We start from the raw sequence: 18975 nt of genomic DNA on the forward strand, positions 1-18975 counted from the left end.
TCATGCCAGGTGATCGAACAGTTTCTGGGCAACCCGCGGACTGATGAGCTCCCGCCAGATCCTCTGGTGGGGCCGACCTGCCTGTTCTTCGCGCTGTTGAAACGCGCTGCCGAGCTTGCCTTGTTCCAGGGTCTTCATGTGTGCCCCCTTGAGTGTGTAGTCCAGCGCCTGGCGGTCTTGCCTGTCATAGTGAAAGTGCGCCTCCCATAACGGCGCGTTGTCCGAGCGGTCATTGATCGAGTAGACATCGAGGAACGACTTGTTCCTTCCCTTGCCCGTTTGTCTGCGCTCTACCGTTTTCACTATCTTCAGTTCCGAGTGATCGAGCAGGAAGTTCAGGCGCAGCACATCCAGCACATCCTTGTTTTTGTACATCCGTATCAGAATGGATTGCCCTTCGACATCCATTGACGCAGCGGCGGCTCCGAGGCGGTTGATCAATCCGGTGGCCTCGGCATCCTCTGCTGCCCGTTCAGTGGATTCCAGACGCTGTGCCAGATCCTTGAGGCGGTCCGATTCGGCACCCAGAAATTCGACGATATTGGTCGGGTTGGCTTTGCGGGCTTCCATCAGCCGGGCCTGGGTAACGTGTTCATTCACCCGCGCCAGGCATTCAGTCGCGTTGCGCATGAGTTGCGGTCTGGGCGCAGGAGCGCTGGCAGGGCGGATGCGTCGCCATTCATTCCTTATTTTCTGGTAACGCTGGGGTGGCGCATCCGGCTTGAAAAGATCGGGAACCTCGAGCGTCACGCTGCCGTCCGCTGCGGTGTCCTTCACTCCGACCAGAACCCGATAAGTACCATGATGGCGTGTCCGGAACAGTTTTCGCGGGGCGGCTGCCTCGGCGGCTCCGGAGGACTGCTCCGGGAAAAAATCAAAATCGATATCCTGATCGTAGTGAGGCAATTGGCTGTTACTGTCGATCTGCTCGTGGATTTCGTTCAGACGGGTGTCGATTTTCGATACGAACCTGTCCAGCAAAGACAACGCCCGGCTGACATATGCGGCTTTTGCCGGAGCCGCTGAGCTGTCCAGAGATTCGAAGGCCAGAGATTCGAACGCCGCTCTGTCACTCCTGATGTTTTCCAGCGTCAATTGCAGTGCCAGCGGTTCGGAGTAGCCGGAAACCTCTTGCAGATCCTTATTCAGAAGGTGCATGGCCATTGCACTGCGCATGCCGAAAGGCGCCGGGTTTTCGGGGTCGTCGGAAATCAGGCGCAGGCAGATGTTGTATTGGCTGGAATAAATCTGGTCTACGGTGGGTACGCCACGGTTCAGCTCATCCAGTTTGGATGTGGCACTGCGGTCGGCTTTGCGAATCTGGTCCATCACTTCCTGACGATCGTCCATGATCTTCAGCTTTTTGTTGAGATGGGCGAAATTGCTCTTCAGCGACTCCACCGTGATTGCATGCACGCTCGGATAGACCCTGCGATCCATCACGGCGATCAGCTTGTTGAAGTAATCGATTCTGTTCAACTGAAGGGTATGCAGTTCGCTTTTGTAGAGCCCGCCTGCCTTCAACAGGATCAACCAGTCCTTGTTGTCGATCAGTGATTTGACGTATTCGGCCTGCATTCTTGTGTGCTTGATGATATGCACTTCAAGTTTGATCAGCGCCTCTTTCTCGGCCTGGCTTCCCTCCGGAAGATCCCGGGCGCCGTCCCAGAGTTCTCCATAACGCCTGTTGGAGGCGACCAAGGCTTCGAAGGCATTTCTGACAGGCTCATATCGCAGAAACAAATAGGCTTTGTTGTCTTGGGTCTGCGCAGTGCGACGCATGCCTCCCTTGAGTCCATCAAGACTTGTGGTCCAGATCCCTTCGGCATTGCGGGTGATGGCCAGCGTTTCGCCGGCCCGGCTGGCGCGATAGATGTTTTCGCGATCGCCGGCGACCGGGTCTTTCGGATTGACGATGCGCCAGACCTTGCGTTCGGGAGAGGAAGCGTCAACGTCGTGCATCACCTGATGGGCATGATTCTCGATGATGACGTAGCGTTTGCCGTCGAAACCATGCAAACCGTCGCTGTCCGGAGCTGTTCCGGAGAAATCCAGCGTTGTCCGGAAGGTCGTCAGCCGGCCGGCAGAAAGCGGAAGGGCGCTCTCTTCGAAGTCGGACAGCGGGTACCAACGGTTACTGCGGGGGTCATGGAAAAGAACCGGGCCCGAAGGCCGTGCTTCGCTTCCCAGGCTGGCCCGATAGAGCGCCATCTCGGGATCCAGGCTGATTTGCAGGATGCTGCCATCATGCATGTCGACGAACAACCGCCCCTTGAACACTCTGAAGCCGCTTGCGTCCGCGGGGGGCAGTCGGGTGCCCGGACTGACCCGATAGGTTTCCAGTGCAGGTGCCGAGGGTATCGCAGGCGGGGATGAATGGATTTCGCTGACGTTCACCGATGGCGCCGCAGAGATTCTGTCGGGATCTGCCCTGCCCGGGTTTCTGCCCGGTGTCTGGCCGTCGACGAGGCTTTGCGCGACTGAGCGGATAGCGGGCGAAGTGCCGTGCCGTGGCGGCAGGTCCTGGGCCGATCGCGAAGGCGGGTTGTGCACTTCGGCGGTGGTCACACCTTTTGACGGTGGTTTTGCAGGCATCTTTATTCATCCTTGAATAAGTTGAAGAGTATCCTTGGGGGCCGGTGGGCCGCAGGCGGGCGAAGGGGAGAGAATCCGACCACGGTCGTCGGAATTGGTCAAAATTTGTGCTATATTCCGCGCCCGCGAAATTCAATGAAAGCCAACACCGGTTATCGACATGCAAGCAGCCAAGCCGTTATTTGACTATCCAAAATATTGGGCCGAATGTTTCGGGCCCGCGCCGTTCCTGCCGATGAGCAGGGAGGAGATGGATCAGCTCGGCTGGGATTCCTGCGACATCATCATCGTCACCGGTGATGCCTACGTCGATCATCCGTCGTTCGGCATGGCGATCATCGGCCGGCTGCTGGAAGCTCAAGGTTTTCGCGTCGGAATCATTGCGCAGCCGAACTGGCAGTCCAAGGACGACTTCATGAAGCTCGGCGAGCCGAATCTGTTCTTCGGCGTCGCGGCGGGCAACATGGACTCGATGATCAACCGCTACACCGCCGACAAGAAAATCCGTTCCGACGACGCCTACACACCGGGTGGCATGGCCGGCAAGCGTCCGGATCGCGCGAGTCTGGTCTACAGCCAGCGCTGCAAGGAAGCCTACAAGCACGTACCGATCGTGCTCGGTGGCATCGAAGCCTCCCTGCGTCGCATCGCCCACTACGACTACTGGCAGGATCGCGTGCGCAACTCGATCCTGATCGACGCCAGCGCCGACATCCTGCTGTACGGCAACGCCGAGCGGGCGATTGTCGAAGTCGCCCAGCGTCTGTCCTACGGCCACAAGATCGAAGACATCACCGATGTGCGCGGCACCGCGTTCATCCGTCGCGACACGCCGGCGGGCTGGTACGAAGTCGACTCCACGCGCATCGACCGTCCGGGCAAAATCGACAAGATCATCAACCCGTACGTCAACACCCAGGACACGGCGGCTTGCGCCATCGAACAGGAAAAAGGCCCGGTCGATGATCCGCAGGAAGCCAAGGTCGTGCAGATCCTGGCCAGCCCGAAGATGACCCGCGACAAGACCGTGATCCGCCTGCCATCGATGGAGAAGGTACGTAACGACCCGGTCCTGTACGCCCACGCCAACCGCGTGTTGCACCTGGAGACCAACCCGGGCAACGCCCGTGCGCTGGTGCAGAAGCATGGCGAGGTCGACGTCTGGTTCAACCCGCCGCCGATTCCGATGACCACCGAAGAAATGGACTACGTGTTCGGCATGCCTTATGCACGTATTCCGCATCCCGCTTATGGCAAGGAAAAGATTCCGGCCTACGACATGATCCGTTTCTCGGTGAACATCATGCGTGGCTGCTTCGGCGGCTGCACCTTCTGCTCGATCACCGAGCACGAGGGCCGGATCATCCAGAACCGTTCCGAAGAATCGATCATTCGCGAAATCGAAGAGATCCGTGACAAGGTACCTGGCTTCACCGGCGTCATTTCCGACCTCGGCGGCCCGACCGCGAACATGTACCGCATTGCCTGCAAGAGCCCGGAAATCGAATCCGCGTGCCGCAAGCCGTCCTGCGTGTTCCCGGGCATCTGTCCGAACCTGAATACCGACCACTCGTCGCTGATCCAGCTGTACCGCAGCGCCCGTGCGTTGCCGGGTGTGAAGAAGATCCTGATCGCCTCCGGCCTGCGTTACGACCTTGCGGTCGAGTCGCCGGAGTACGTCAAGGAACTGGTGACCCACCACGTCGGCGGTTACCTGAAGATCGCCCCGGAACACACCGAGGAAGGTCCGCTCAACCAGATGATGAAGCCGGGGATCGGCACCTACGACCGCTTCAAGCGCATGTTCGAGAAGTTCTCGAAGGAAGCGGGCAAGGAGCAATACCTGATTCCGTACTTCATCGCGGCCCACCCGGGTACCACCGACGAGGACATGATGAACCTGGCCCTGTGGCTCAAGGGCAACGGCTTCCGTGCCGACCAGGTGCAGGCGTTCTATCCGTCGCCGATGGCCTCGGCCACCGCCATGTATCACTCGGGCAAGAACCCGTTGCGCAAGGTCACCTACAAGAGCGACGGCGTGACCATCGTCAAGAGCGAGGAGCAGCGCCGCCTGCACAAGGCGTTCCTGCGTTACCACGATCCGAAGGGCTGGCCGATGCTGCGTGAAGCGCTGATCCGCATGGGTCGCGGCGACCTGATCGGGCCGGGCAAGCACCAGTTGATCCCGCTGCACCAGCCGGCGACCGACAGCTATCAGAGTGCCCGTCGCAAGAACTCGACACCGGCCGGCAGCCACAAGGTCGCGAAAGACAAGAGCACGAAGATTCTCACCCAGCACACCGGTCTGCCACCGCGCGCCAGCGACGGCGGCAATCCGTGGGACAAGCGTGAACAGGCCAAGGCTGCGGCATTCGCCCGTAACCAGCAGGCTGCCAAGGAGCGCAAGGAGGCGGCGAAAGGCAAGGGGCCGAAGCCGGCCCGCAAGCCGGTCGTTCCGCGCTGAAACGCACTTGAGCTGAACAGAACGCCAACCTTCGGGTTGGCGTTTTGCGTTGTGCCTCGCAACATTTGCGTGCAGGCGTGTCGGCCCCTTTCACTGCATGCCCGATTTTGGTGCTGTACTGCCTTGAGCATCCTGCAAACGCGCGAGGACCGCTGCATGGCATAAGTCTTGCGCGCTTTCGAATACGCTCAGGCTCGCCCACGGCCGCAGGTGGATTTTTGTATATCCCGGCGCCATGTGCCTGCGTTAGTCTGACCCCAACCTGCTGGCTGCCGAGCTTTCCATGCCTGATCTGCTTGACCGCTACCCGCTGACGGCGGGCACTTATCACGAGCTGCTCGACACCGGCGGCGCGGTGCGCCCGCACTGGCAGCGACTGTTCGACCAGTTGCAGCGCAGCACCCCGGCGCAACGGGCGCAGCGTCAGGCGCTGCTGGCCCGGCAGATTCAGGAAAACGGTGTCACCTACAATGTGTATGCCGATCCCAAGGGCGCGGATCGTCCATGGGAGCTGGATCTGCTGCCCCATGTGATCGCTGACGATGAATGGCAGCGACTGTCGGCCGGGATCGCCCAGCGTGCGCGTTTGCTCAATGCGGTGCTGGCGGATCTGTATGGTCCGCAGCACTTGATCCGCGAAGGCTTGCTGCCGGCAGAACTGGTGTTCGGCCACGACAATTTTCTCTGGCCCTGTCAGGGCATTGCGCCGCCGGACGGGGCCTTTCTGCATCTGTATGCGGTGGATCTGGCGCGCACGCCGGACGGGCGTTGGTGGGTGACGGCGGATCGCACCCAGGCGCCATCGGGTGCCGGTTATGCGCTGGAAAACCGCACCATCGTGTCCCGGGCCTTTCCGGAGTTGTACCGGGATCTGAAGGTGCAGCACCTGGCCGGCTTCTTCCGTACCTTGCAGGAAACCCTGGCCCGTCAGGCGCCTTGTGACGACGAGGCGCCGCTGGTGGTATTGCTGACCCCGGGGCGCTTCAACGAAAGCTATTTCGAGCATCTCTATCTCGCGCGTCAGCTCGGTTATCCGTTGGTGGAGGGGGGAGACCTGACGGTGCGCGATGCCACGGTCTACCTGAAAACCCTGAGCGGCCTGCGTCGGGTTCACGCGATCATGCGTCGGCTCGACGATGATTTCTGTGACCCGCTGGAGCTGCGTACGGATTCGGCACTGGGTGTTCCGGGATTGCTCGAGGCTGTGCGTCAAGGCCGGGTGCTGGTGGCCAACGCGTTGGGCAGCGGCGTGCTGGAGTCGCCGGGGCTGTTGGGATTTCTGCCGAAGATCAATCAATTCCTGTTCGGCGAAGAACTGATCCTGCCCTCCATCGCCACCTGGTGGTGCGGAGAAGCGCCCGTGCTGGCCCAGGCACTGGAGAAACTGCCGGAACTATTGATCAAGCCGGCCTTCCCGTCGCAGAGCTTTGCACCGGTCTTCGGGCGCGATCTGAGTGACGAGCAGCGCCAGGCGCTTGCCCGGCGCATTCAGGCCCGGCCTTATGTCTACGTGGCGCAAGAGCTCGCGCAGCTGTCCCTCGCGCCGGTCTGGCAGCCCGAGGAGGGCCGGTTGCAACCGCGGGCCATCGGCATGCGCATGTATGCGGTGGCCAGTCATGACGGTTATCGGGTGTTGCCCGGAGGCCTGACCCGGGTGGCGGCCGAAGCCGATGCCGAAGTGGTGTCGATGCAGCGCGGTGGCGCCAGCAAGGACACCTGGGTGCTGGGTGACCGGCCACCCAGTGGCGAGCAGTGGAAGTCCCGGCGCAACATCGGCGTGCCGGATCTGGTGCGCCGCGACCCCTACCTGCCATCGCGGGTGGTGGAAAACCTGTTCTGGTTCGGCCGTTACTGCGAGCGTTGCGACGACAGCGCGCGGCTGTTGCGGATCATGCTGGCGCGTTACGTCGACGGTGACGATCCGCAGGCCTTGCAGGCGGCGGTGGAACTTGGCGAGCGACTGATGCTGCTGCCGGATGAAGGCGAGCTGCCGGAGCGCCTGCTCGCGGCTGTGCTGGGCGAGGACTGGTCGTTCAGCCTGCGCTCCAACCTGCAACGCTTGCAGTGGGCGGCATCGCAGGTGCGCGGCAAGCTTTCGCGGGAGAACTGGCAGGCGCTGGTGGAGTTGCAGCGCGAGGCGACGGCGCTGGACACCGCCGAACCGGACTTCGGCCAATTGCTGGATTTTCTCAACCGGCTGGTGATGTCGCTGGCGGCGTTGTCCGGGTTTGCCCTGGACGACATGACCCGCGACGAAGGCTGGCGTTTCCTGATGATCGGTCGACGGATCGAGCGTCTGCAATTTCTCGGCAGCAGCCTTGCAGGCTTCCTGCGCGGCGCCGGTGCGTTCGATCAGGGCGGGCTGGAGTGGTTGCTGGAGCTGGGCAACAGCAGCATCACCTATCGCTCGCGCTATCTGGCGATGGCACAACTGATCCCGGTGCTCGACCTGTTGCTGCTGGACGAGCAGAACCCTCACGCGGTGTTGTTCCAGTTGAAGCTGGTGACGCGCACGCTCAAACGCCTGAGCGATGATTTCGACGCGCCTCGGGACGTCGTCTTGTCAGCATTGGTCGAGCGTCTGGCGCGTTTCGACCTGGCTTGCCTGGAGAATCCCCTGTTCGGTGAATCCAGCGTGCGGGCCGCACTGGATGGTTTGGCGGATCTGCTGCAAGCCATTGCCGATGCCTGCGGCCAGGTGTCCGATCGTCTGGCGCTGCGCCATTTCGCCCATGTCGATGATGTCAGCCAGCGCACGGTATCCGTCTGATGAATGCCCTTTACCAGATCCTTCACGACACGTGTTATCGATACGACAACCCGGTTTCGCTGGCACAGCAACTGGCCCATCTGTGGCCCCGAGAGTGCGCCTGGCAACGTTGCACCGAACGGCAGTTGCTGATCAGTCCGCAACCGACCACCCGTCGTGACGAACTGGACGTGTTCGGCAATCCGCTGACACGCCTGGCGTTCGAACGCCCCCATGATCAACTGCAGGTCAATGCCCGGCTGACGATGGAGGTGCTGGCGCGGCCGGCGCCGGATTTCAATCTGTCTGCGGCCTGGGAGCTGACACGCAATGCGCTGACCTACAGCAGCCAGCCGCTGTCTGCCGAATGGCTGGAGGCTTGTCGTTACCGGTTCCAGTCACCCTATGTTCACCTCAAGCGCAGCTTCGTCGAGTTTTCCGAAAGCTGTTTTCCGCCAGGGCGACCACTGCTGCTGGGTGTGCAGGCGTTGATGGAAAAGATCTTCGTCGAATTTACCTTCGATGCCGAGGCCACGCAGGTGGCGACGCCGTTGGTCGAGGTGCTGGAGCGGCGACGCGGGGTCTGTCAGGACTTCGCCCACCTGATGCTGGCCTGCGTGCGTTCCCGAGGGTTGGCGGCACGTTACGTCAGCGGTTACCTGCTGACCCGGCCGCCACCGGGGCAACCGCGCCTGATCGGCGCCGATGCGTCCCATGCGTGGGTGTCGGTGTTTTGCCCGGTGCTGGGCTGGGTCGATTTCGATCCGACCAACAACGTGCAACCGGCACTGGAGCACATCACCCTGGCCTGGGGCCGGGATTTTTCCGATGTGTCTCCTTTGCGCGGGGTGATTCTGGGAGGCGGTCGCCATGATCCCGAGGTGCGGGTCACCGTGATGCCTCTGGAGTGACAGGCGGCAGGATCAACCGGGTTTCTGGTCGACCCATTTGGGCGTGACGGTCGGCTTCCATTGATCGAGTGCATCGAGCAGCGATTGCGGCGCCTCACTCACTTGCAGCATGTCGCGGTGCGGAGCACGAACGAAGCCTTCGCCGACGATGTGATCGAGAAATGCGGTGAGTTTGCTGTAGAACCCGTTCACTTCCAGCAGCCCCAGCGGCTTGCCGTGGTAGCCGAGCTGGCCCCAGGTCCAGACTTCGAACAGCTCTTCCAGGGTGCCGAGGCCGCCGGGCAAGGCGATGAACGCATCGCTGAGTTCGGCCATCCGCGCCTTGCGGGCGTGCATGCCGTCGACCACTTCCAGGCGCGTCAGGTTCTTGTGACCGATTTCCTTGTCCATCAGGCTCTGCGGAATGATGCCGATCACTTCGCCACCGGCGGCCAGCGCAGCGTCGGCGACGATCCCCATCAATCCCACGGCGCCACCGCCGTAGACCAGCTTCAGTTTGCGCTCGGCAATGGCCGTGCCGAGGGCGATGGCGGCTTCGGTGTACGCCGGGGTGGTGCCGGCGTTGGCACCGCAAAATACACAAACGGATGTGAGAGACATGCCTTCCTCCTGGGTCAATCCGTCACAGGGTAATGGCTGGCAGGCCTCGATCCAAGGGCTAGACTTCGCGTTTCGGGGTTTCACAGGTGCCGCTGGCGCCACAGGCGTAGGCGGCGAGCAGACTGCACAACAGGCTGTTGAAGGACATGACTGATGCTCCAGTTGAGTTGAGCCCTGAAGATACGGTCCGGCCAGACGTCTGGCTGTTAGATTGTTTCGATGAATGTCATAGCCTGAAAGTTGTATACAATTTTTGACTCAAGTCATAGGAACTTGCGAAGATTTCAGGCAGTCTTCCAACCACTCGTGTTTTGTTAACCCTGCCTTGGAGATTCACCATGTTTTCCAAAGTTGTTGCGGTATCCCTGCTGGCACTGGCCAGCAGCCAGTTGATGGCTGCCGAGTGCAAAACCACCGTCGACTCCACCGATCAGATGTCCTTCAACACCAAGGAGATCGTGATCGACAAGAGCTGCAAGACCTTCACCGTCGAACTGACCCATTCCGGCAGCCTGCCGAAGAACGTCATGGGCCATAACCTGGTGGTCAGCAAGACCGCCGACATGCAGCCGATCGCCACCGACGGCCTGGCCGCCGGCATCGACAAGAACTACCTCAAGGACGGCGACGAGCGCGTCATCGCCCACACCAAGATCATCGGCGCCGGCGAAAAGGATTCGCTGACCATCGACGTATCGAAACTGGCAGCCGGCACCGATTACGGTTTCTTCTGCTCGTTCCCGGGCCACATCTCGATGATGAAAGGCACCGTGGTTGTGAAGTAAGAAACTCGCAGTCCAAAAAAAAGCGTCCCGAGGGACGCTTTTTTCATGCCCGGGATTCAGGGCGCAAACGGCATGACTCGTTTGTGATGAGTCTTTCTGTACGTATTGACGATGATGTCGAACGCTTCCTGACGCACAGGGTGGCCGTGCAGGAACGCGTCGATTTCGGCGTAGGTGACGCCGTGGGATGCTTCGTCCGGTTTGCCCGGCGACAAGTCTTCCAGATCCGCCGTCGGCACTTTTTCCACCAGCGATTCCGGTGCACCGAAGCTGCGGGCGATGGCCCGGACCTGATTCTTTACCAGCCCGCTGAGCGGTGCCAGGTCGCAGGCGCCGTCACCGAACTTGGTGAAGAAACCCATCACCGCTTCCGCGGCGTGGTCGGTGCCGATCACCAGGCCATGGGCAGCACCGGCGATGGTGTACTGGGCGACCATGCGCATCCGCGCCTTGGTGTTGCCGAGCACGAAATCTCTCGATACCGCGTGCTTGCCTTCGAACGCCGCGACTTCGCCTGCCAGGGATTTCACCGCCGGACCGATATTGACGGTGTGGCGCTCGTCCGGGGCGATGAAGTCCACCGAGGCCTGGGCGTCGTGCTCGTCGAACTGCACGTCGTACGGCAGACGCACGGCAATGAACTTGTAGGCCTCGTCGCCGGTGCGCTGGCGCAGTTCACGCATGGCGCGCTGGGCCAGCAGGCCGGCGGTCAGCGAATCGACGCCGCCGCTGATGCCCAGCACCAGGGTCTTGAGCCCGGAATCGGTCAGGCATTGCTGGATGAAGCTGATACGACGGGCGACTTCCGCTTCGAGGGCCTGGTGATCGGCGAACGGTGGCTGAACGTTGAGCTGTTCAGCAATCTCACGCTGTACGGCTTGCATGAATTCACTCCTTGCTAGATAGGCTGGAAACGGCAGGAACCTGGAAAACGTGTCGCAAGTAGGCGACGAAATTCGGGTCTTTGCAGTGGGTCTTGCCCGGCTCGTCGGAGATCTTCGCCACCGGCTGGCCGTTGCAGGCGGTCATTTTAAGCACGATGCTCATCGGTTCGACACCCGGAATGTCACAGGTCAGGTTGGTGCCGATGCCGAAGCTGACATTGATCCGCCCGCGCAGCGCCCGGAAAATCTCCAGCGACTTGGGCAGCGTCAGACTGTCGGAGAACACCAGGGTCTTGCTCATCGGGTCGATGCCGAGTTTGTGATAATGGGCGATGCACTTTTCGCCCCACTTCACCGGATCCCCGGAGTCGTGGCGCAGGCCGTCGAACAGCTTGGCGAAAAACAGATCGAAATCGCCGAGGAAGGCATCGGTGGTGATGCAGTCGGTCAGGGCGATCCCCAGCAGGCCGCGGTATTCACGAACCCAGCAATCGAGGGCGGCAATCTGGCTGTCGATCAGACGCGGGCCGAGTTGCTGGTGGGCCATGATCCATTCGTGGGCCATGGTGCCCAGCGGTTTCATGTCCAGTTCGCGGGACAGGTGCACGTTGCTGGTGCCGACGAAACGTCCGGGGAAGTCATGCTTGAGCACGTTCACCACTTCTTCCTGTACGCGGTAGGAAAACCGCCGGCGGGTGCCGAAGTCGGCGACCTGCAGGTGCGACAGCTCTTCGGCCGAGGCGTTGGCCGTCAGCCAGTCGAATTTGCGGTACAGCTGTTCGCGGGCCTGTTCCAGAGCCGTTTCGCGGTAGCGATAGCGATTGCGCACTTCGCTGATGATCGCCAGCAGCGGCACCTCGAACAGAATCACATGCAGCCACGGCCCGCGCAGGCGGATGAACAACTCGCCGTTCTCGATGCCGGTGTGCAGGTAGCGCAGATTGAAGCGGAACAGGCCGAGAAAACGCAGAAAGTCCGGTTTGAGGAAGCTGATGCGCTCGAGAAAACTCAACTGATCGGCGCTCAGACTCAATTCGGCCAGACGCTCGACCTGAAAACGGATCTCCGCCAGATACGGGCGCAGATCCTCGCTGTTACGGCAACGGAACTCCCATTCGACTTCGACGTTGGGGTAGTTGTGCAGCACCGCCTGCATCATCGTCAGTTTGTAGAAGTCGGTGTCGAGCAGGTTCTGCACGATGCGATCGGCAAACACACTCTCGCTCATAACGGGGTCTCCAGGCGGGCCGCGCGTTGGCGCGGTATCAATCAATGGCGCTAGTGGCGCATATACGGGGTGTGGATTGCCAGCAATTTTTTGACCGCCACAGGGACTGAATACAACTTCAAACCGGACTGTCGACCTGCTCCAGCATCCACTTCACGAAATCCCGCACCTTGGGTACTTCTGCCGCATGTTCCGGGTACGCCAGGTAATACGCATCGGTGCTGGGCATTGCATGCTGCCAGGGAATGACCAGTTTGCCGTCGGCCAATTCCTCTTCCACCAGAAACCTCGGCAGCAGGGCGACACCGCAGCCGACCTGGGCGGCGCGGATGCACATGTAGAAGGTCTCGAAGCGCGGGCCGTGGTAGCTGTGTTCGGTCTGGTAACCCTGGCTGTCGAACCAGTCGTGCCACGCTTGCGGGCGGGAAGCATTCTGCAGCAGGACCAGATCGGTGAGTTGCGTTGGATCAGTCAGCGGCCTCTGCGGCAGGCTGCCCGGCGCGCACACGGGAACCAGTTCTTCGCCGAACAGCTTCAGGCACTCGGTGCCGGGGCGGGAACCCTGGCCGAAATAGAACGCCAGGTCGCTGCGCCCTTGTAGCAGATCATCGGCTTCTTGCTCGTTGCACAGGTCCAGATGAATCGACGGATGGCGCAGGCGCCAGCCCTTGAGGCGCGGCACCAGCCAGCGGGCGCCGAAAGTGGACGGTGTGGAAACGCGCAGGACTTCGGTCTCACCGCCATAGGAACGCAGGTAATGGGTCGACATCTCGACCTGGGTCAGGATTTTTCTGACTTCCACCAGGTACAGATCGCCAGCCGGGGTCATCTGCAAACGGCGGCGGACCCGACGGAACAACAAGTGCTGCAGCAATTCCTCAAGTTGCGCCACCTGCTTGCTGACGGCGCTCTGGGTCAGGTTCAGTTCCTCGGCGGCCCGGGTGAAACTCAGGTGCCGGGTCACGGCTTCGAAGCACTGCAACGCGGTGATCGACGGCAAGTGGCGTTTGTTCAGCATGGGTGATCCTTTTCTTGTCTTTCTGCGCAGCATGAATAAACGGAATGATATCTCGCGTAAAGGTCGTTTGTTGCCTGGCCTTCCTGAAGCTACAACTAATGACCTGCCCGGGCGTGAAGACGCGTCCGCACACATTCAGTTTTCTGCTTGAGGAGTGACCCATGGTTGCCGCATTGCTTGATCGTCTTGGTGTGAACCCGGCCCTGTACCAGAACGGCAAAGTGCCGGTGCATTCGCCCATCGACGGCAGCCGCATCGGCGCCGTGAACTGGGAAGGCCCGGCGGAAGTCGAGCAGCACATCAGTCGCGCGGATCATGCGTTCGAACACTGGCGCGAGGTGCCGGCCCCGCGGCGCGGCGAACTGGTGCGTCAGTTCGGCGAAATCCTGCGCGAATACAAGGCCGACCTTGGCGAACTGGTGTCGTGGGAAGCGGGCAAGATCACCCAGGAAGGTCTGGGTGAAGTGCAGGAGATGATCGACATCTGCGACTTCGCCGTCGGCCTGTCGCGACAGTTGTACGGCTTGACCATCGCCTCCGAGCGCCCTGGTCACCACATGCGTGAAACCTGGCATCCGCTGGGCGTGGTAGGCGTGATCAGTGCGTTCAACTTCCCGGTTGCGGTGTGGGCGTGGAACACCACGCTGGCGCTGGTCTGCGGCAACCCGGTGGTGTGGAAGCCGTCGGAAAAAACGCCGCTGACCGCGCTGGCCTGTCAGGCGTTGTTCGAGCGCGTACTGAAGAACTTCAGCGACGCCCCGGCGCACTTGAGCCAGGTGATCATCGGCGGCCGCGATGCCGGCGAAGCGCTGGTGGATGATCCGCGTGTGGCGCTGATCAGCGCCACCGGCAGCACCCGCATGGGGCGCGAAGTGGCACCGAAAGTCGCCGCACGCTTCGCTCGCAGCATTCTCGAACTGGGCGGTAACAACGCCATGATCCTCGGCCCGAGCGCCGATCTGGACATGGCCGTGCGCGCCATTCTGTTCAGCGCCGTCGGCACCGCCGGTCAACGTTGCACCACATTGCGTCGGTTGATCGCCCATGAGTCGGTGAAAGAAGAAATCGTCACTCGCCTCAAGGCTGCCTATTCCAAAGTCCGCATCGGTCACCCGCTGGAAGGCAACCTGATCGGCCCGCTGATCGACAAGCACAGCTTCGAAAACATGCAGGACGCGCTGGAGCAGGCGCTGAGCGAGGGCGGCCGGGTGTTCGGCGGCAAGCGCCAGCTGGAAGACCAATTCCCGAATGCCTACTACGTGTCGCCAGCCATCGTTGAAATGCCGGAGCAGAGCGACGTGGTGTGCAGCGAGACTTTCGCGCCGATCCTGTACGTGGTCGGTTACACCGATTTCGATGAGGCGCTGCGCCTGAACAACGCCGTGCCGCAAGGCCTGTCGTCGTGCATCTTCACCACCGATGTGCGTGAGGCCGAAAAATTCATGTCGGCGGTCGGCAGCGACTGCGGCATCGCCAACGTCAATATCGGGCCGAGCGGTGCGGAAATCGGCGGCGCGTTCGGTGGCGAAAAAGAAACCGGCGGCGGTCGTGAGTCAGGTTCGGATGCTTGGCGCGCGTACATGCGCCGCCAGACCAACACCGTGAACTACTCGCTGGAATTGCCGCTGGCGCAGGGCATTACGTTCGACTGATCCTTTCGGTCAAGTGGAGATCCCCTTGTGGGAGCGGGATTGCCCGCGAAAGCGTAAGGTCAGTTGATATAGATGTTGGCTGAAACACCGCTTTCGCGAGCAAGCCCGTTCCCACAGGTTCAGCTGTGTGTTTGTTAGGTTTCTGTTGGAGTCTGGCAATGCCGTTACGCGAAGAATGTCTGTGGGAAAAGCTCACGCCGCAACGACCGGATAACACGGCGCTCAGGGGCGAGGTCAAAGTCGATGTCTGCGTGATCGGCGCCGGGTTTACCGGGCTGTCGGCGGCGCTGCATCTGTTGGAAAAAGGCAAAAGCGTCTGCGTGCTGGAAGCCCATCGCGCCGGGCAGGGCGGGTCGGGACGCAACGTCGGGCTGGTCAACGCCGGGATGTGGATCCCGCCGGACGAGATCGAGGCCGGCTTCGGCGAGGCGGTCGGCAGCCAGCTCAATCGCATGCTCGGTGCGGCGCCGGCGCTGGTGTTCAGCCTTGTGGATAAATACGGCATCGATTGCCAGTTGCGCCGCGAAGGCACCCTGCACATGGCGCACAACGCCAAGGGTGAGGCGGATCTGCGCAGTCGCGAAGAACAATGGAAACGCCGCGGTGCGCCGGTCGAACTGCTGACCGGAAAAGCCTGCGAACAAGCGACCGGCACGAAAAAGATAGCGGCTGCGCTACTGGATCGGCGGGCCGGTACGCTCAATCCGATGGCTTACGTCACCGGGCTGGCGAAAGCGGTGGCAGGGCTTGGTGGCCGGATGTTCGACCATTCGCCGGTCACCCGCCTTGAACGGCAGGGCCAGCAGTGGTCGGTGCAGACCGGGCAGGGTTCGGTAATCGCCGAACAAGTGGTGATCGCATCCAACGCCTACACCGAAGGTGACTGGACCGAACTCAAGCGCAACTTCTTCCCCGGTTACTACTATCAGGTCGCTTCGGTGCCGCTCACCGACGATGCGGCTCAGGAAATCCTTCCGGGCGGGCAGGGTTCGTGGGATACCCGCCAGGTGTTGAGCAGCATCCGCCGCGACAAGGACGGGCGTCTGTTGCTGGGCAGCCTGGGTAACGGCAATCAGAAACCGATCTGGTTTCTCAAGGCCTGGGCCGACCGGGTGCAGCAGCACTATTTCCCCAACCTCAAGCCCGTGGAATGGGAATGCACCTGGACCGGGCGCATCGCATTCACCCCCGATCACCTGATGCGCCTGTTCGAACCGGCGCCGGGCCTGGTGGCCGTCACCGGTTACAACGGTCGCGGCGTCACCACCGGTACGGTGGTCGGCAAGGCCTTCGCCGATTATCTGTGTAACGGAAATCCTCAAGCCTTGCCGATTCCCTTTGCACCGATGCAGCCCCTGGCAGGCGCGGGCTTGCGCAGTTGCCTGTACGAGGCCGGGTTCTCGCTATATCACGCGGGCCAGTGCCTGCGCATCGTCATTTGAATGTTGAATTTTGTTGCGCAAAGCGGCGCTTTTTAACGCAGCGACTAGCCTGTAATGGTGCGGGTTGTAGCAGTCCCGCACCAGCAGTGTGCAGTTCGGTGACGCGGGTTGTTACAGGCTGGTTGCACGTTGATTGGCGCCGCGGTTGCAATGATGGCGCGTGCGGGTTGCGCCTGAAAAAACAGTTGGTTTCACCTTCCGCGGTTTAGACGGTTGCACGCCCAATGAAAATGGGAACGAAACAGTCGAAAAAGCAAGAAAGCAGCGACTTTTTGAAGAATAAAAAACCGATGGCACGGCCCTTGCTCTGAGCATTCCAGTGAAGTCGCAGTGCCAACTAAAAAAAACCTTGGAGCACCACCTCATGTCCCAGACGTTTTACAAGAAAGGCTTTCTGGCCCTCGCAGTCGCTACTGCGCTGGGTGTTTCTGCGTTTGCACAAGCTGATGTGAAAATCGGTGTGGCGGGCCCCATGACCGGCGCCAACGCGGCATTTGGCGAGCAGTACATGAAGGGGGCACAAGCGGCGGCCGATGCGGTCAACGCGGCGGGCGGCGTCAACGGGGAGAAAATCGTGCTGGTCAAGGGCGATGACGCCTGCGAACCGAAACAGGCGGTGACGGTCGCCAAGGACCTCACCAACCAGAAAGTGGCCGGTGTGGTCGGCCACTTCTGCTCGTCCTCCACCATTCCTGCGTCGGAGATCTACGACGAGGCCGGCATCATCGCGATTACGCCGGGCTCCACCAACCCGCAGGTGACCGAGCGCGGTCTGAGCGCCATGTTCCGCATGTGCGGCCGTGACGACCAGCAGGGCATCGTCGCCGGCGACTACATCGTCGACGTGCTCAAGGGCAAGAAGGTGGCCGTGCTGCACGACAAGGACACCTACGGTCAGGGCCTGGCCGATGCGACCAAGGCACAGCTGGAAAAACGCGGCGTGAAACCGGTGCTGTACGAAGGTCTGACCCGTGGCGAGAAAGACTTCAGCGCCGTGGTCACCAAGATCCGTGCGGCCGGTGCCGACGTGGTCTACTTCGGCGGCCTGCATCCTGAAGCCGGTCCGCTGGTCAAGCAACTGCGTACCGAAGGCCTGAAAGACGTGAAGTTCATGTCCGACGACGGCATCGTGACCGACGAGCTGGTGACCACCGCCGGTGGCCCGCAATACGTCGACGGCGTGCTGATGACCTTCGGCGCCGACCCGCGCCTGCTGCCGGACAGCAAGACCGTGGTCGAGCAGTTCCGCAAGTCCGGCACCGAGCCTGAAGGCTACACCCTGTACGCCTACGCTTCGATCCAGGCCCTGGCCGCCGGCTTCAACGGCGCCAAGTCCAACAAGGGCGAAGACGCTGCCAAATGGCTGAAAGCCAACCCTGTGAAAACCGTGATGGGCGAGAAGGCCTGGGACGCCAAGGGCGACCTGAAAGTCTCCGACTACGTGGTTTACCAGTGGGACAAGGACGGCAAATATCACCAGCTGGAAAAACAGAAATAACGGCTGACTTGATCAACCGGACGCCACACACCCCTGTGGGAGCGGGCTTGCCCGCGATGACGGCCTGACAGACGACAACTGTTGAATGTTCTGCCGCTATCGCTGGCAAGCCAGCTCCCACAAGAGGGGCGGTGGTGGCCTGTCTGACAGCGCTCCGACGTAAATCTGTATTTTTCCTAGAAGAACCGCGCGCCTGCGGTGCGCGCAGGTTCTCACTGCGTGAGATTGCGTTATGGATGGTATTTTCCTGCAGCAACTGGTCAACGGCCTGACCCTCGGGTCGGTCTATGGCCTGATCGCCATCGGCTACACAATGGTCTACGGCATCATCGGCATGATCAACTTCGCCCACGGCGAGGTTTACATGATTTCCGCTTACCTCGCGGCAATCAGTCTGGCTCTGCTGGCTTACTTCGGTATCGAATCCTTCCCGCTGCTGATGCTCGGCACCCTGGTCTTCACCATCGTCGTCACGGGGGTGTATGGCTGGGTCATCGAACGCATCGCCTACAAACCACTGCGCAACTCCACCCGACTGGCGCCGCTGATCAGCGCCATCGGTATCTCCCTGATCCTGCAAAACTATGCCCAGATCAGTCAGGGCGCCCGCCAGCAAGGTGTTCCGACGCTGCTCACCGGCGCCTGGCGCATCGACGTCGGCTCGGGCTTCGTCCAGCTGACCTACACCAAAGTCTTCATTCTCGTGGCCGCGTTCATCGGCATGGGGTTGCTGACCTATGTGATCAAGTACACCAAGCTCGGCCGCATGTGCCGCGCCACCCAGCAAGACCGCAAGATGGCCTCGATTCTGGGGATCAACACCGACCGGGTGATTTCCTACGTGTTCATCATCGGTGCGGCGATGGCGGCCCTGGCCGGCGTGTTGATCACCATGAACTACGGCACGTTCGACTTCTACGCAGGCTTCGTCATCGGCATCAAGGCGTTTACCGCTGCGGTGCTCGGCGGGATCGGCTCGCTGCCCGGCGCCATGCTCGGCGGGATCATCCTCGGGATCTCCGAGTCGCTGTTCTCCGGTCTGGTCAACTCCGACTACAAAGACGTGTTCAGCTTCTCGCTGCTCGTACTTGTTCTGGTCTTCCGGCCTCAGGGCCTGCTGGGCCGTCCTCTTGTGTCGAAGGTGTAAGC

13 protein-coding genes are annotated in these 18975 nt (G+C 61.2%); 8 read left to right on the plus strand and 5 right to left on the minus strand.

Features of this window, described 5'->3' with window-relative positions:
• Positions 1-2568, minus strand: a complete 2568-nt coding sequence (locus NWV16_RS03655) for a hypothetical protein (RefSeq protein ID WP_260522005.1) — start codon at positions 2566-2568, stop codon at positions 1-3.
• A gap of 187 nt (positions 2569-2755) precedes the next feature.
• Here NWV16_RS03655 and NWV16_RS03660 point away from each other — a divergent pair, with 187 nt between their 5' ends.
• The 3 genes from NWV16_RS03660 to NWV16_RS03670 all read left to right on the plus strand — a co-directional run bounded on the left by NWV16_RS03660 (position 2756) and on the right by NWV16_RS03670 (position 8719).
• A complete protein-coding gene (locus NWV16_RS03660; protein ID WP_260522006.1) occupies positions 2756-5059 on the plus strand; it encodes a YgiQ family radical SAM protein in 2304 nt (767 codons plus the stop codon).
• A gap of 283 nt (positions 5060-5342) precedes the next feature.
• Positions 5343-7829, plus strand: coding sequence for a circularly permuted type 2 ATP-grasp protein (locus NWV16_RS03665; protein ID WP_260522007.1), 2487 nt, complete (start codon positions 5343-5345; stop codon positions 7827-7829).
• Positions 7829-8719 carry a transglutaminase family protein gene (locus NWV16_RS03670; RefSeq protein ID WP_260522008.1) on the plus strand — a complete coding sequence of 297 codons (891 nt, stop codon included), beginning with the start codon at positions 7829-7831 and terminating at the stop codon, positions 8717-8719. The genes NWV16_RS03665 and NWV16_RS03670 overlap by 1 nt, the downstream gene beginning before the upstream one ends.
• Positions 8720-8731: 12 nt before the next feature.
• On the opposite strand, the gene NWV16_RS03675 is transcribed toward NWV16_RS03670, so the two are convergent.
• Positions 8732-9319, minus strand: coding sequence for a TIGR00730 family Rossman fold protein (locus NWV16_RS03675; protein ID WP_260522009.1), 588 nt, complete (start codon positions 9317-9319; stop codon positions 8732-8734).
• A gap of 338 nt (positions 9320-9657) precedes the next feature.
• Here NWV16_RS03675 and azu point away from each other — a divergent pair, with 338 nt between their 5' ends.
• Positions 9658-10104 carry an azurin gene (gene azu, locus NWV16_RS03680; RefSeq protein WP_065258792.1) on the plus strand — a complete coding sequence of 149 codons (447 nt, stop codon included), beginning with the start codon at positions 9658-9660 and terminating at the stop codon, positions 10102-10104.
• A 56-nt stretch (positions 10105-10160) separates the two neighbouring features.
• Here the strand turns inward: azu and nadE are convergent, their stop codons facing one another.
• The 3 genes from nadE to NWV16_RS03695 form a co-directional block, all read right to left on the minus strand.
• Positions 10161-10988 (minus strand): ammonia-dependent NAD(+) synthetase, encoded by an 828-nt coding sequence (gene nadE / locus NWV16_RS03685; protein WP_260522010.1) that lies wholly within the window; start codon positions 10986-10988, stop codon positions 10161-10163.
• A gap of 4 nt (positions 10989-10992) precedes the next feature.
• Entirely contained in the window at positions 10993-12216 is a 1224-nt protein-coding gene (gene pncB / locus NWV16_RS03690; RefSeq protein ID WP_260522011.1) for a nicotinate phosphoribosyltransferase, read from the minus strand.
• A gap of 118 nt (positions 12217-12334) precedes the next feature.
• Positions 12335-13234, minus strand: coding sequence for a LysR family transcriptional regulator (locus tag NWV16_RS03695; protein WP_260522012.1), 900 nt, complete (start codon positions 13232-13234; stop codon positions 12335-12337).
• 161 nt (positions 13235-13395) lie between these two features.
• Between NWV16_RS03695 and NWV16_RS03700 the strand changes: the two genes are divergently transcribed.
• The 4 genes from NWV16_RS03700 (at position 13396) to NWV16_RS03715 (ending at position 18973) form a co-directional block, all read left to right on the plus strand.
• Positions 13396-14886: an aldehyde dehydrogenase family protein gene (locus NWV16_RS03700; RefSeq protein WP_312846920.1), complete on the plus strand. Its 1491-nt coding sequence runs from the start codon at positions 13396-13398 to the stop codon at positions 14884-14886.
• 158 nt (positions 14887-15044) lie between these two features.
• Entirely contained in the window at positions 15045-16328 is a 1284-nt protein-coding gene (locus NWV16_RS03705) for an FAD-binding oxidoreductase (RefSeq protein WP_260522013.1), read from the plus strand.
• A gap of 364 nt (positions 16329-16692) precedes the next feature.
• Positions 16693-17826: an ABC transporter substrate-binding protein gene (locus tag NWV16_RS03710; RefSeq protein ID WP_260522014.1), complete on the plus strand. Its 1134-nt coding sequence runs from the start codon at positions 16693-16695 to the stop codon at positions 17824-17826.
• 232 nt (positions 17827-18058) lie between these two features.
• Positions 18059-18973, plus strand: a complete 915-nt coding sequence (locus NWV16_RS03715; RefSeq protein ID WP_065258799.1) for an ABC transporter permease subunit — start codon at positions 18059-18061, stop codon at positions 18971-18973.
• Positions 18974-18975: the final 2 nt, after the last annotated feature.

This window comes from Pseudomonas sp. BW7P1 (genome assembly GCF_024981055.1).
GTDB lineage: Bacteria > Pseudomonadota > Gammaproteobacteria > Pseudomonadales > Pseudomonadaceae > Aquipseudomonas > Aquipseudomonas bananamidigenes.

Coding starts and splice junctions, on each gene's coding strand:
- NWV16_RS03715 (WP_065258799.1), top strand. CDS start 18,059: ATGGATGGTATTTTCCTGCAGCAACTGGTCAACGGCCTGACCCTCGGG.
- NWV16_RS03705 (WP_260522013.1), top strand. CDS start 15,045: ATGCCGTTACGCGAAGAATGTCTGTGGGAAAAGCTCACGCCGCAACGA.
- azu (WP_065258792.1), top strand. CDS start 9,658: ATGTTTTCCAAAGTTGTTGCGGTATCCCTGCTGGCACTGGCCAGCAGC.
- NWV16_RS03660 (WP_260522006.1), top strand. CDS start 2,756: ATGCAAGCAGCCAAGCCGTTATTTGACTATCCAAAATATTGGGCCGAA.
- NWV16_RS03670 (WP_260522008.1), top strand. CDS start 7,829: ATGAATGCCCTTTACCAGATCCTTCACGACACGTGTTATCGATACGAC.
- NWV16_RS03675 (WP_260522009.1), bottom strand. CDS start 9,319: ATGTCTCTCACATCCGTTTGTGTATTTTGCGGTGCCAACGCCGGCACC.
- nadE (WP_260522010.1), bottom strand. CDS start 10,988: ATGCAAGCCGTACAGCGTGAGATTGCTGAACAGCTCAACGTTCAGCCA.
- pncB (WP_260522011.1), bottom strand. CDS start 12,216: ATGAGCGAGAGTGTGTTTGCCGATCGCATCGTGCAGAACCTGCTCGAC.
- NWV16_RS03700 (WP_312846920.1), top strand. CDS start 13,396: ATGGTTGCCGCATTGCTTGATCGTCTTGGTGTGAACCCGGCCCTGTAC.
- NWV16_RS03710 (WP_260522014.1), top strand. CDS start 16,693: ATGTCCCAGACGTTTTACAAGAAAGGCTTTCTGGCCCTCGCAGTCGCT.
- NWV16_RS03665 (WP_260522007.1), top strand. CDS start 5,343: ATGCCTGATCTGCTTGACCGCTACCCGCTGACGGCGGGCACTTATCAC.
- NWV16_RS03695 (WP_260522012.1), bottom strand. CDS start 13,234: ATGCTGAACAAACGCCACTTGCCGTCGATCACCGCGTTGCAGTGCTTC.